Here is a 13,375-nt window from a genome sequence, read left to right as displayed (position 1 = left end):
AAGGGCGGTGAAACATCACCGCCCTTTTCTCATTTCTTAACTGTGCCGTCGCGGGTTAGCCCACCACCAGCATTTCGCACTTGTGGCAGTCAAACACCAGCTTGAACTGCTTGCCGCCAAGTTCCATTTCAAGCGGTTCGGCCTTGATGCCGGGCACTTCTTTGGGGCACATGTTGTAGCTGTAACGGATGCAGTGCTTGGTGATCATCAGCGGTGCGTCGCCCTTTACCGGCCGCACTTCATAGGCATCGCGAATCGACACCACGCCGTGGCGGGTAAAGAAGTCTTTGGCCTTCTGGTTGGCGACGTTGGCAAGGTAAGTCATGCTTTTTTGGGGATAACGCACGCTGTCATCGCGCTGCCACGGCGTTGGCCGCTGATAGCCTTCAATCCGCGCCTTTGTCAGCGCTTCAACCGCGTCGCGGCGCAGGTTATTGATAACCGACGCGGGCGCAAACACCCCGGCGGCGTCGCCAAGGTTGATGTCACCGAGGCAAAAGTCGGTGTTACCAAGCTTGCCAAGGTTTTTATTGAGCCCGTCGCGGTTGCGCTCAAGGTCTTTGGCGAGCTGCTTTTCAAATTCCGCTGCCACAGTCACGCTGTGACCGTGGCGGTCGGCGGCGGTGAGGCTAAGGCCGGTAGCGGTTTCAGCAAGTAAAAAGTCCACAGTCACCAGGCGCTCGGCCGACTCTTTGGCAAGCAGGGTCTCAAATTCCTGATCGTGGTTACGATACAGGGTCACACCTACCCGTAAATCCTGAGGAATGGTTTTTAAATACAGTACATTGCCTTCGGCGCGGTTAATCCGGAAACCGGTGAGCTTATCGTCCGACAGACGCGCCTTTTCAAAATTGCGGGCAAAGAAGCCCAGGCCGTCGCCGTTGTGGAACTCGGTGCTTGAATCAACAACGATATGATCTTTGGCGATTTTGGTGACCTTACCTACCTCAATACCCAGGTACTTGGGGGTGCGGAAATCGGCAATTTCCGGCTTGCGGTCATGGACAAAGTAATCGGTTTTACCGCGGTTGAAGCTTTTGTCCGGATCCGGCACAAAGCTGTAGCTGCAGCGGCCATGGGAGGCACTTTCAAACTCGGGGCGGCGCGCCATGATGGCATCGAGCTGCTGACGATAGTGGGCGGTTACGTTTTTCACGTAACTCAAGTCTTTAAGGCGCCCTTCAATCTTGAACGAGCGGATACCGGCGTCAATCAGCGCTTCGAGGTTTTCAGTCTGATTATTGTCTTTAAGCGACAGCATATGCTCGTTGGTGGCTATGGTATCGCCCTGACGGGTCTTGAGGTTACCCGGCATACGGCACTGCTGCGAGCACTCGCCGCGGTTGGCGCTGCGGTTATCGGTGTAAGCCTCACTGATGTAGCACTGGCCGCTGAACGCCACGCACAGGGCGCCGTGAATAAAGAACTCAAGCCGGGTCTGGGTTTGGGCGGCCACGGCGCGAATTTGGCTTAAGCTCAGCTCCCGCGCCAGCACCACCTGAGAAAACCCAACGTGCTCAAGAAACGAGACTTTTTCCGGCAACCTGTTATCCATCTGAGTACTGGCGTGCAGCGCGATGGGGGGTAAATCCAGCTCAAGCAAGCCAAGGTCCTGCACAATGATGGCATCGGCACCGGCCTCGTACACTTCCCAAATCAGCTTGCGGGCATCCTCAAGCTCAGAGTCAAACAGGATGGTGTTTACGGTAACAAACACCTGAGCATGGTAGCGGTGGGCAAATTCACACAAGCGGGCAATGTCGGCGATGCTGTTACCGGCGGTGTGGCGGGCACCGAAGGCGGGCGCGCCAATGTAAACCGCATCGGCACCGTGGCGGATGGCTTCAATACCATAGTCGGCGTTTTTAGCCGGGGCGAGCAGCTCAAGCTTGTTATCGGCAAGGGCTACCGGGGCAAGGTGCGCCGGGGCAGCTGGACTCTTGGAGGTGCCGGGAGTAAAGATTTCAACGCCGTTTGTGCTCATGAACTGAAACTCGTCTGCCTTGCCTGAAATGGAAGCTTGGAAAAATCGGACGCAGAGTATAGCAGAGACAGTGTTTCAGAAAAGACTTATGAGGCGGCGAACAAAAAATAATCAGCGGTAAAATACCGCCAGCCACACGCTGACTTCATTCAGGGCCGTGTGTTCAACCCGGTGGCGCACATGGGCGGGAATGGTGACGTAATCGCCGGGCTTAAGGGCAATGCGCGTACCATCGGCAAAACTGAGCTCGGCGCTGCCACTCAGTAACATCACCCATTCATGCTCGTCCTGATCGTACCATTGCCCCTCAGGCGTTGTCTGACCAAAGGAGACAATTCGCTCAATCCGGCAATGGGAGGAGCTGACGAGGGTAGTAAACACCTCGTCTGCGCTCTGTGTCGGCAAGGAAGAAAACAGATTATCCATACTCGCCTCCAAAGCTCGCCATTTGATTGCTCAATGATTTCAGCGCTTAAGTGTTTTTGCGCTTAAGTGTTTTGCGGCCAAGTGATTTCAAACGAACGCGATTCAGGGCTTTGGCTGCGCCAAATCGGCATAAAGCTCGGCATACAGATCCCGATGACGGCCAAACAAAAACCGCCGCAATGCTTCGCGGGCCTCCGCGGAGGCCAAAATCCGCGCCGCCACTACACCATTTTCGCTGCGCACCTCTTCCACCGCCAGCGGCACGGTTTCACCGCCCGGCAGCTCAAGCTGCACCTCTTTGCTGTCGCCCATGTCCTGCTCGCGCAGGGTAACCCCTGAACTTGACAGCGACAACAGCTCCAGCGGCTCGCCATCGTCGGCGGATTTCACCACCACGCCGTCCAAATCAGTCAGCCGCCAGCTGCGCTCACCACCACGGGTGTCGAGCACTTCAGGAATGCCAAGCTCAGGATTGAACTGGCCGAATTCGTCCATATGCAGATTTAGCGGGAAAAACAGCTTGTAGTGGCTCACCTCGGCCAGCAAGGTCAGTTTGGACTTGCCAAGCAGCCTCGCCACCAATTCAGGCACCTTGGTGGTTACAGTCAGCCGGTGGGCATCCGGAAGCTCGTCACCCGGCTCTATGGCAAACAGCTCTTTAAAGCTGTCGAGTTCTTCCGGCGAGAGTTTATGACTATCCATTTTCGCTAAACTTCACCCATGGTATTGCAGTCTGGTGTCAATTTACCACGGCCTGAAATCCATGTTCAATTTTCCACCAGCACTTAAGCCGCAATTTACGTATTTGGTTGCAATAATTGATAATAAAACGACCGCCGCAGCGGTCGTTTTATTACGTCAGTTCCGGTTTAAAACTCTTTGAAGGAGCGATAACCGATGCGGAAAAAGATGATGTAAAACACGGGCACAATCAGCAGGGTCAGCACAGTTGCCACCCCAAGACCAAACATTACCACCGCCGCCATCGACTCAAAAAACGCATCAGTGATAAGCGGCAACATACCAAGTATGGTGGTAATGGCCGCCATGCACACAGGGCGAACCCGGCTTACAGTTGACTCAAACACCGCCTGGAATGGCTCCTTGCCTTCGTTTATCTCAAGGTTTATCTGGTCGAGCAGCACGATACCGTTTTTAAGCAGCATGCCCGACAAACTGAGCATCCCCAAAAGCGCCATAAAGCTGAATGGCTTATCCAGCACCAACAGGCCCAGAGTAATACCGATTATCGCCAGCGGCACACAGGCCCAGATCACCAGCGGCTTTCGCACCGAGTTAAACAAAAACACTGTGATAAGGAACATAAACAGGAAACCAAGCGGCAAGGTGGCAAACAGTGACTCCTGCGCATCGTGGGAGGATTCAAACTCGCCGCCCCAGACCAGCTCGTACCCTGCTGGCATCTCGATGGCCTCCACCTGAGCGCGCATCTTTGAAAAGAGCTCGGCCGGCAGTATGTCGTATTCGAAGTCGGCATCGGCAAACACAGTCAGGGTACGCTTACGGTCACGGCGCTGAATGATAGGGTCTTCAAATTTGACCTCAAAACCATCCACCACCTGCTGCAGCGGCACCAGGGTTTGCAACACAGGGCTCCAGATACGAATACTCTCAAGGGACTCAATATCAACCCGCTCATCATCGGGCAGTCGACCTATGATGGGCAGCAGATTGGTGCCTTCGCGGTACACCCCGATTTGGGTGCCTGCAAACGAAAACTTAAGCGCTTCATCCACCTGGCTTTTGACAATGCCGAGGCGACGGGCCTGGGATTCGTTGAATTTAGGCGCAATGTACTTAACCCGCTCGCGCCAGTCGTGACGCACGTTAACTGTGCCGGGCGTCGCGGCAAATACGGCCTGCACCTTGGCGCCAAGCTCACGCAGCACATCCGGATCGGCGCCGGAAATGCGCGCTTCTATCTTGGCATCGGTCGATGGCCCCACTTCGAGGCGCTTGAACTTAAGCTGAGTCTGAGGGAACCCTTGTTCCATTTCAGCGCGAAAGGTGCTCATCACATCGCCCAGCGACTCAAAGGCGCTGGCACGGATAGCAAGCTGGCCATAGGCGGCGTAGTTCTTTTCCGGTGCGTAGGTGAGCATAAAGCGCGGAAAGCCCTTGCCGACCGACGATGCCACAAACTCCACATCGCTGAGCTTGGCGGCCCGCTCTTCCATTGCCGCAATCACCTTCTGGGTTTCGCGGATATCTGTCCCCTCAGGCAGCCACACATCCACCAAAAAGATGGGCGTAGTGGAGGGCGGAAAGAAGGACTGCTTCACATAGGCAAAGCCGGCAACCGAGGCCACAAATGCCAGCACCACCGCAATCACGCTGATGTAACGGTAACGCATGCACACATCCAGCATCACCTTGTAAAAGGTGAAGAATGCGCCGCCGTAGGGGTCTTTTTGTTCGCCTTCTGTCTGCGCTTCACCGGCTTCACCAAAAAACAGCCGGGCAAAAAACGGCGTAATGGTGATGGCGGTTATCCAGGATAAAAACAGCGAAAACAGCAGCACCCAAAACAGCGAGCCGGCAAACTCACCGGTGGAGTCAGGCGACAGGCCGATAGGCGCAAAGGCGGTAATGGCGATAACGGTCGCGCCAAGCAGCGGCCACATGGTTTGCTTGACGATGGCCTCTGACGCCTCAAGGGTACTCTTGCCCTGCTGACGACCGATAAGTATGCCCTCGACCACCACAATGGCGTTATCCACCAGCATCCCGAGCGCGATAATCAGGGCACCGAGGGAAATCCGCTGCAGCTCAATTTCGGCCTGCAGCATTAACATAAAGGTGCCAAGACAGGTTAAAAACAGGATAAGCCCGATAAGCACCCCGCTTTTTACGCCCATAAACAGCAGCAGTACGCCGATAACAATCACCACTGCGGCGATAAGGTTCCAGACGAAACTGCCAACGGACTTATCCACCTCCACCGGCTGGTTGTACATGGTTTCAATCTTCATCCCGGCGGGGCGGGCCGAATCGACCTGGGCGAGTTTGGCGTCCACCGCCTTACCCACTTCCACCACGTTGACGCCGCTTGAGAAAGAAATCCCAAGGTTGATGGCCTGGGCCTGATTGAACGACAGCACATTGGTGGGGATTTCCTGATAGCCGCGGCGCACCGTGGCCACGTCTTTGAGGTAAATCAGTTTATCGCCGGCAGTACCGGGGATAATCAGCTCCTGCAGCTCCTCCACCGTTCGCGAGCCGCCGCTGGTGCGGATACGCAGGTTATCACCGGCCACCTGAATATTACCGGCATCCGACACCATGTTTTGCGAGTTCAGCAGGTTGGAGATGAGATTGGGGTCGAGGTTTGAGCTCGCCGCCTTGTTCAGCGACATTTCGACAAAAATCTGCTCTTTTTGCTCACCGGCGAGCGACACCTTGCCAACCCCGGGCACCAGTTCAAGCTCGCGCTTAACATAGTCCACATAGTCTTTAAGGTCGCGGAAACTGTAGTCTTTGCCGGTGATCATCAGCATGATGCCGTACACATCGCCAAAGTCATCGTTCACCATGGGATGCTGGGCGCCCGGCGGCAAACTGGCGGCCATGTCATTGACCTTGCGCCTGAGCTCATCCCAGATTTGCGGCAATTCTTCCGGACCATAATTGTTTTTCATGGTCACGGTGATTTGCGATAGCCCCGAGGTACTCAGGGACTTGATTTTATCCACATAGGGCAAGGCCTGAATGGCTTTTTCGACCGGATAGGTCACCTCTTCCTCAACTTCGGTTGAGGTAGCACCGGGATACAGGGTCACTACCACCGCATCTTTAATGGTAAAAGGCGGGTCCTCAAGCTGCCCTAGCCCCAAAAAGGCAACACTGCCGCCAATCAGCAGGATAAGGGTAAACATCCAGCTGATGACCGAGTTTTTGACAAAATAACCTGCAACACTCATGGCCTGTCCTTATCCCTGAATCAATTCTACTTTTTGGCCATCCACCAGCCGCGACTGGCCCTGAATAACCACATGCTGACCGTCACTGAGCCCTGAGGTGACCTCAATGCTCTGACCGACAATCACGCCAAGAGTGACCTGCTTAAAGCGCACTGTGCCGGTTTGCTCCTCGTACAGCCACACGCCCGCATCCTGCTTGTCGATATCACTGCCATCGCGCATCACCACGGCGCCGGCGGGCAACAAAAACTCTCGGCTGTGGGTATAAGTAACCTTGCCGAGGTCAACCGTGACCTTGGCCGGCATACCTTCGAGCACCTTAACGCCGGCAGGTAAATCAACGGCTATGGTCGCCACATAGGTTTGAGAAACCGGGTCTTTTTCGGTGCTCACTTCCAGCAAACGACCGACAAAGCTGCTGTTTGGGAAGGCTTCAAAGGACACATCAAACGCGTATTTCTGGGCGCTGGGTTCGGCCTTTCTCGACACGGCAATCAGGAGATCCGGCACCTGCACATCAACCTCAATCTGGGCGGTGCGGTGAATACTCATCACCGCCTTGCCGGGCTGCACGTTTTCAAATGACTCGATAAACACATCACCAATCACCCCATCAAAGGGTGCCTTAAGCTCTGTGTATTCCAGCATCAACTCCGCCTGACGCGCTTCGGCGCGGGCGACCAGATATTGGGCATTCATCTGATCGTACTCGGCCTGGGCCATCAGTTTTTGATCCACCAGAATTTTGGAGCGCTCGGCCTGCTTGCGGGTTACATCGAGGCGGGCGTTTCGATCGTTAAGGGCAATCTGAAAATCGCTTTTCTCAAGCAGGGCAAGCACGTCACCGGCCTTGACCGTCTGGCCCTTGGTCACCGGAATGCGCGCAACCCGCCCCTCGAGGCGAAATGCCAGCGCGGTTAAATCCTGCGCCCGCGCCACCCCGTTGAACACCCGGTTCACCTGATTGTCGGTCTGGGGAATGGTATACACAGCCACCCTGACAGGTTTATCGGCAATCTCTGGCGCCTGACGGCAGGCCACCAGCGAGAAAAGTGGCAGTATGGCCAACAAGATAAATGACTTTTTCATCACAGTCCCCGCTCCTTGACCCAGCGCACCGCGGCCTGCCCATCCTTCAGTTCATCGGCGCCGGCTATCACCAGAAAATCGCCGTCGTTAAGCCCTGAGACCAGCTTGCCATCCTGAATCACCACCGCGACTTTTTCGACCCGATTGTCATCGGGCAGCCAGCGAAACACATAGGTTTTATCGGCTGCAGTCACCACAGCGCCCGCCGGAACGGGCGTATTGCCGCTAAGCCCCTGGGCCGGCAGCAAAACCCGCACTGAGGCCGACATGCCGGGTAATACATTCAGATCCTCTGGCATGGGCAAGGTTACAATTACGGTGTAACTGCCGGTGGCGCTGTCGGCCACTGTGCTCATTTCTTTGAGTCGGGCAGGAAACCAGGCATCGCGACTGTCAAAACGCACCTCTGGCGGCAGGACTTTGCCGGTACTCGCCTGATAACGTTGGATAGCGCCGATAAATTGCTCAGGCAGCTGAAAGCTCACATCTATCTGATTTTCAGTGCGAATGCCGAGCACAGTTTCCTGGGCACGGACATATTCAAACTGCCGCTTATCGCGTTTGGAAATGACACCATCGTATGGCGCCAAAAGACGGGTATAAGCCAGTTCCACTTCGGCCTTATCCAACGCCGCTTTGGCGACATCATGGTTACTTTTGGATTTATCAAAGTCGTTGCGCGACACCACGCCCTGCTCTACCAGACTGAGATTTCGCTGATACAGCACCCGTGCAAGCTCATACTGGGCGCGGGCAACTTCAAGCTGCTGCTCGTAAAGAGCAGGGTCAAGCAGCGCCAGCACCTGGCCGGCCTTAACCTCTTCACCGGGCCTGACATTAATCTGCTGAATTTCGCCGCCAACCCTGAAAGAGAGCCCGGCACGCTCAGCCGCGCGCACTTCGCCCGGCAGCAAGCGCTGGCTCATGCCATCGCCAAGGGAAATCTGGGTCAGCTTAACTGGCCTCGGCACCTCTTTGTGGTTTCCGTGGTGGGATTCTTTATTTACTTGTGCCTTTACTTCTGCGCTTGCCGCACTGCTCAGAAATCCGAGCAACAGTGCCACCCAAAGTTGGGCTGGCAGCCTGAACCTGGTCATTGAAAAACTCCTGTAATTCACAGTGAATGCCCCGCATCCGAGGTCACAACTCCTCAATAATGCTAACAGTTTTATGACGCTATGCGAGGAATAGCACTGAATTTCAATGAAAATACCTTATTTGAGGTAAAAAAAACGGAGCCATCAGGCTCCGCTTTTTTAATCGGGGGGGACTTACTTAACGAAGTCCACGCCGAGCTGGATGTCGCCCTTCAGGGTGTCCAGCATAGCGTCGCGGGCGTTGGCTTCAAACGCACTCACTTCGCCGTAAGGCAGTACTTTTTCAACGCCGTTTTTACCCAGCAGCACTGGCTGAGCGAAGAACACTGCGTGCTCGCTGCCGCCATCTACGTAGGCACATTCAACTACGTTGGCTTCGCCCTGCAGACCACGAATAAGCGACATACCAAAACGGAATGCAGCCTGACCCATAGACAGGGTAGCGCTGCCGCCACCGGCCTTGGCTTCAACTACTTCAGTACCGGCGTTCTGGATACGCTTGGTCAGAGCAGCGACTTCGTCATCGCTGAAGCTTACGCCTTCGATTTGAGACAGCAGAGGCAGAATGGTCACGCCGCTGTGGCCGCCAATCACGTTTACTTTCACGCTGGCAACGTCAACGCCTTTAGCTTCAGCAACGAAGGTCTCGGCGCGGATAACGTCCAGAGTGGTCACACCGAACAGACGGTTCTTGTCGTAAACGCCAGCCTTTTTCAGTACTTCGGCAGCGATGGCAACAGTGGTGTTAACCGGGTTGGTGATGATACCAACCAGTGCCTTTGGACAGGTCACGGCCACTTTTTCAATCAGGTTACGCACGATACCAGCGTTGATGTTGAACAGATCTGAGCGATCCATGCCTGGCTTACGGGCAACACCGGCAGAGATCAGCACCACATCGGCGCCTTCCAGAGCAGGAGTCGGATCTTCACCGGAGAAACCTTTTACTTCAACGGCAGTTGGGATGTGGCTCAGGTCAACCGCAACACCTGGGGTTACCGGGGCGATGTCGTACAGAGACAGCTTGGAACCGGCTGGCAGTTGGGTTTTCAGAAGTAGGGCGAGAGCCTGGCCGATACCACCGGCGGCGCCAAGAACAGCAACTTTCATAGTATTCTCCGTTATATCTCGGAAATTGTGAGGTAGATCCTTACGCGATGGCGCCACATTAAAGCATAGTCACACAAATTTCAATTATCCCTTGGTCGCGTAGCGCCTGAGTTTGCGCGCTTTATCGCCGGAATTGTCAGCAATCTGAAACACCCGTTTGACCGGCCGTCCGGAAGGCTTGGTCAGCATGCATTTTTATTCATGAAAATCGCTGAAATGTTGACTTTTGGCTTTAAAGTATGCAGAATGCGCTGGATTTTTGAATAACTACAAAGCCGCCCACTATGCAAAAAAATCAAGATGATTTAGTCAGAACCTTCAAGGCGCTGTTAAAGGAAGAGCGCTTTGGGTCCCAGAGTGAAATAGTCAACGCGCTGCAGTCGGAAGGCTTCGGCAATATTAACCAATCCAAAGTCTCCCGCATGCTGAGCAAGTTCGGCGCCGTGCGCACCCGCAATGCCAAGCAGGAGATGGTCTACTGTCTGCCCGCCGAGCTCGGTGTGCCGACCGCAGGCAGTCCGCTGAAAAATCTGGTGCTGGATGTGGATCACAATCAGGCCATGATTGTGGTGCGAACCAGCCCCGGCGCAGCGCAGCTTATCGCTCGGCTGCTGGACTCCATCGGTAAACCCGAAGGGATCCTCGGCACCATCGCCGGTGATGACACCATTTTTATCTGCCCATCCAGCATCAAGAACATCGAAGACACCCTGGAAACGGTGAAATCCCTGTTCAACTATGCCGAGTAACGCCTGCGCCGAGTAGCGCCTGCGCACGGCACCGGAGATTATAACAACTCATCCCGGTGCTGACCTCAAGCAGCAGGCGCTAAGCTCAGGCAGTAAGCGTTAAGCCAAGGCAGAGCCAACATATCGGCACAAAAACGCCTCCTTCCGGAGGCGTTTTTTATTGTCAGTCCAAATCTTTACGCAAAAAGTCCAGCGACGGCGCAAAGAAAGACGAGCCTGTCATGGCGCGGGTAAAGTGCATCAGATGGTCATGGTTGCCCTGACCGTCACCATGCACCATAGATTGCAGCATCTTTTCAAAATGAAACGGCGTGCGGCACACAGAGATAAACATCAGCCCCTGCTCTTTTACCGAACCATAAGGCATGCTCTGGCGTAAAATTTCCAGCGAGCGGCCCTGCTCATCTTTCAGGTTTACCCGCTTGATATGGCTGGTAAGCGGCTTGTCCTCAGACTCGTACTCGACGTTATCAACCTTGGTGCGGCCAATAATATCTTCCTGTTTTTTCACCGGCAGCCGATGCCACTTCGACAGGTTATGAGCAAATTTCTGCACATGCACATAACTGCCGCCTTTGAACAGCGGGTCTTCATCGCCCACCAGTGCCACTTCCTGACGGTGACGGCCCTTGGGATTTTCAGTGCCATCGACAAAACCGGTCAGATCGCGGCTGTCCATAAAGCGAAAACCCCGTTCTTCTTCAATAAGTTCAACCTGCTCTTCCAGCATCTGGTTAACCTCATTGGCCACCAGATGCAGTATGTCGAGCCGGTCGCAGCGAAGATGCACAAACAGGTCAAACTCGATGGCCGGAGCGCTGCGGTTACCCTCCTGCATTGCAGGAAATGGCTTTAAGTGTGCCGGGCGCTCAGCCGGAAACAGGCTGTCCCAATAGTTGGCGCCGATGGCGACAAAGCCATTGAAGGCACTGTCGGCGTATTGATCTGTGAGGTCATAAAGATACTCGGCAACACTGGCAAGACTTGAGCGCAGCGGCGCCTCAACACCGTCGTTGGCATTGAACATCAGATAGATGCTATGCAAATTACCTTCAGCACAAACGCCCAACTGTTCACGTGGCATAACCTGATTATCCATAACTATAAGACCTTACTGAATATGTCATTGTCGGTCGTATTATCCCGAACTTTAGCGAAAAATAGCACCGATTGACGCACAATATGCGCGATTGGTGCTCAATATCCCGCCGCCTGACCGTCTTTGCGGCTCTCTGAGGCGCCGCGGTACACGCCGGTGTCGACATTGATGCCGATGGCCTGATAGCCGCCAAACTCGCCAATCACATCCCGCAGCACGTGGCCTTTCTTGGCGAGCTCACGGCGAGTTTCCATCGAAAAGCCAGACTCCAGACTCACGTAGCCGCCATCGCTCATGACTTCGCCCGTGGGCTCGCTGGAGCCTGAATGCAGAATGCGCGGCGCATCGCCGGCTTCCTGCAGATTCATGCCGAAATCGACCAGATTGATGACAATCTGGGCGTGCATCTGTGGCTGGGTCGCACCGCCCATCACCCCGAAACTGAGCCAGGGCTTGCCGTCTTTGGTGATAAAAGCCGGAATGATGGTATGAAACGGCCGCTTGCCCGGCACATAAGAGTTGGAGCGTCCCGGCGTTAAATCAAAGAGTTGCCCACGGTCCTGCAACACAAATCCAAGCCCTGGCGGCGTCATGCCCGAGCCCATGCCGCGAAAGTTGCTTTGGATGAGCGACACCATATTGCCTTCGCTGTCGGCGGTGGTGAGATACACGGTATCACCCTGTTCAAGGTGCGGATTACCGGGCTCCACCGACTTGGCGGCGCGGGCACCAATCAGCTTGGCGCGCTCGCGGTTATAGGCGTCAGAAATAAGTTCAGCCACCGGCACCCGGGCAAAATCCATGTCGGCGTAAAACCGTGCCCGGTCGGCAAAGGCCAGCTTTTTGGCTTCCACAAAGAGATGCACATACTCGGCGCTGTCATGGCCAAGGGCGGCCAAGTCATGGCCTTCGAGCATTTTCAGAATTTGCAGTGCGGCAATACCCTGGCCGTTTGGCGGCAACTCCCACACGTCATAACCCCGGTAATTCACCGACACAGGCTCAATCCAGTCGCTGCGGTGGCTCGAAAGGTCGTCATAGCTCAGGTAGCCGCCATTGGCCTGCATATAATCGGCAATGGTGCGGGCAATGTCGCCCTTGTAAAACGCATCCCGTCCGCCGTTGGCGATTTTTTCATAGCTGTCGGCAAGCCCGGGGTTTTTCATAATCTCGCCCACTTTCGGCATTTTGCCGCCGGGCATAAAGGTGTCGCTGAAACCGGGATACTGCGCCAGCCTGCGAGCACTGCCCTCGAGGTAATAGGCAATCAGCTCAGAGACGGGAAAGCCGCGTCTGCCGTAGTCGATGGCGGGGGCCAGCAGTTTATCCATCGGTAGGCGGCCGAATCTGCCGTGCAGCTCAAACCAGCCATCCACTGTGCCTGGCACAGACACGGGCAAGGGGCCATAGGGCGGCAGAAACTCAAGCCCTTTGGCTTTGAGCATCTCGAGTGTCAGGGATTTGGGGCTGCGGCCGGAGGCGTTGAGGCCATAGAGCTTTTTCTCTTTGGCGCTCCAGACCATGGCGTACAGGTCGCCGCCAATGCCGGCACCGGTCGGCTCAACCAGGCCGAGCATGGCGTTGGCCGCAATGGCCGCATCCACGGCATTACCGCCGGCTTTGAGTACATCCAGCGCTACCTGGGTCGCGAGCGGCTGACTGGTAGCCGCCATGCCCTGGGTGGCATACACCTCAGAGCGGGTGGCAAAGGCTTTACCTGTGATCCTGTCCATAGCCTCTGCGCCTCCTGCGATAACAAGGCCGCCCAGCAAAAGGGCCAGCGATTTGACTGAAAATAGGTTCATAACAGCACCTCCGTGCTCACCAACCTACACAGTTTTCAGTACTAAATCACCTGTTTATGTAAACAGAATGCTAAA

Annotated in this window: 10 protein-coding genes; 1 reads left to right on the top strand and 9 read right to left on the bottom strand. The window is 55.1% G+C overall.

Annotated features, from left to right (window positions below):
- Positions 1–55: 55 nt before the first annotated feature.
- The 7 genes from KJI95_RS07305 to mdh all read right to left on the bottom strand — a co-directional run bounded on the left by KJI95_RS07305 (position 56) and on the right by mdh (position 9,647).
- Entirely contained in the window at positions 56–1,984 is a 1,929-nt protein-coding gene (locus KJI95_RS07305) for a peptidase U32 family protein (RefSeq protein WP_214506523.1), read from the bottom strand.
- Positions 1,985–2,095: 111 nt separating this feature from the next.
- A complete protein-coding gene (locus KJI95_RS07300; RefSeq protein WP_214506522.1) occupies positions 2,096–2,410 on the bottom strand; it encodes a cupin domain-containing protein in 315 nt (104 codons plus the stop codon).
- A 102-nt stretch (positions 2,411–2,512) separates the two neighbouring features.
- Positions 2,513–3,112, bottom strand: a complete 600-nt coding sequence (locus tag KJI95_RS07295; protein WP_214506521.1) for a hypothetical protein — start codon at positions 3,110–3,112, stop codon at positions 2,513–2,515.
- 167 nt (positions 3,113–3,279) lie between these two features.
- Positions 3,280–6,351, bottom strand: a complete 3,072-nt coding sequence (locus tag KJI95_RS07290) for an efflux RND transporter permease subunit (protein WP_214506520.1) — start codon at positions 6,349–6,351, stop codon at positions 3,280–3,282.
- Positions 6,352–6,360: 9 nt separating this feature from the next.
- The gene (locus KJI95_RS07285) at positions 6,361–7,440 is read right to left on the bottom strand and encodes an efflux RND transporter periplasmic adaptor subunit (protein ID WP_214506519.1); all 1,080 of its coding nucleotides are present in this window, start codon (positions 7,438–7,440) and stop codon (positions 6,361–6,363) included.
- Positions 7,440–8,411 carry an efflux RND transporter periplasmic adaptor subunit gene (locus KJI95_RS07280; protein WP_349356714.1) on the bottom strand — a complete coding sequence of 324 codons (972 nt, stop codon included), beginning with the start codon at positions 8,409–8,411 and terminating at the stop codon, positions 7,440–7,442. Before KJI95_RS07280 ends, KJI95_RS07285 begins: the two co-directional genes overlap by 1 nt.
- A gap of 300 nt (positions 8,412–8,711) precedes the next feature.
- Positions 8,712–9,647 carry a malate dehydrogenase gene (mdh, locus tag KJI95_RS07275; RefSeq protein ID WP_214506517.1) on the bottom strand — a complete coding sequence of 312 codons (936 nt, stop codon included), beginning with the start codon at positions 9,645–9,647 and terminating at the stop codon, positions 8,712–8,714.
- A gap of 284 nt (positions 9,648–9,931) precedes the next feature.
- On the opposite strand from mdh, the gene argR reads away from it, so the two are divergent.
- The gene (argR, locus tag KJI95_RS07270; RefSeq protein ID WP_214506516.1) at positions 9,932–10,396 is read left to right on the top strand and encodes a transcriptional regulator ArgR; all 465 of its coding nucleotides are present in this window, start codon (positions 9,932–9,934) and stop codon (positions 10,394–10,396) included.
- A 163-nt stretch (positions 10,397–10,559) separates the two neighbouring features.
- Here the strand turns inward: argR and KJI95_RS07265 are convergent, their stop codons facing one another.
- A complete protein-coding gene (locus tag KJI95_RS07265) occupies positions 10,560–11,495 on the bottom strand; it encodes a Dyp-type peroxidase (RefSeq protein WP_214506515.1) in 936 nt (311 codons plus the stop codon).
- 98 nt (positions 11,496–11,593) lie between these two features.
- Positions 11,594–13,300: a gamma-glutamyltransferase gene (gene ggt / locus KJI95_RS07260; protein ID WP_214506514.1), complete on the bottom strand. Its 1,707-nt coding sequence runs from the start codon at positions 13,298–13,300 to the stop codon at positions 11,594–11,596.
- Positions 13,301–13,375 lie beyond the last annotated feature (75 nt).

The organism is Shewanella jiangmenensis, from assembly GCF_018596335.1.
GTDB classification, from domain to species: domain Bacteria; phylum Pseudomonadota; class Gammaproteobacteria; order Enterobacterales; family Shewanellaceae; genus Shewanella; species Shewanella jiangmenensis.
This window is presented reverse-complemented; position numbering and strand designations above follow the sequence as displayed.

Coding starts and splice junctions, on each gene's coding strand:
- KJI95_RS07305 (WP_214506523.1), bottom strand. CDS start 1,984: ATGAGCACAAACGGCGTTGAAATCTTTACTCCCGGCACCTCCAAGAGT.
- KJI95_RS07300 (WP_214506522.1), bottom strand. CDS start 2,410: ATGGATAATCTGTTTTCTTCCTTGCCGACACAGAGCGCAGACGAGGTG.
- KJI95_RS07295 (WP_214506521.1), bottom strand. CDS start 3,112: ATGGATAGTCATAAACTCTCGCCGGAAGAACTCGACAGCTTTAAAGAG.
- KJI95_RS07290 (WP_214506520.1), bottom strand. CDS start 6,351: ATGAGTGTTGCAGGTTATTTTGTCAAAAACTCGGTCATCAGCTGGATG.
- KJI95_RS07285 (WP_214506519.1), bottom strand. CDS start 7,440: ATGAAAAAGTCATTTATCTTGTTGGCCATACTGCCACTTTTCTCGCTG.
- mdh (WP_214506517.1), bottom strand. CDS start 9,647: ATGAAAGTTGCTGTTCTTGGCGCCGCCGGTGGTATCGGCCAGGCTCTC.
- argR (WP_214506516.1), top strand. CDS start 9,932: ATGCAAAAAAATCAAGATGATTTAGTCAGAACCTTCAAGGCGCTGTTA.
- KJI95_RS07265 (WP_214506515.1), bottom strand. CDS start 11,495: ATGGATAATCAGGTTATGCCACGTGAACAGTTGGGCGTTTGTGCTGAA.
- ggt (WP_214506514.1), bottom strand. CDS start 13,300: ATGAACCTATTTTCAGTCAAATCGCTGGCCCTTTTGCTGGGCGGCCTT.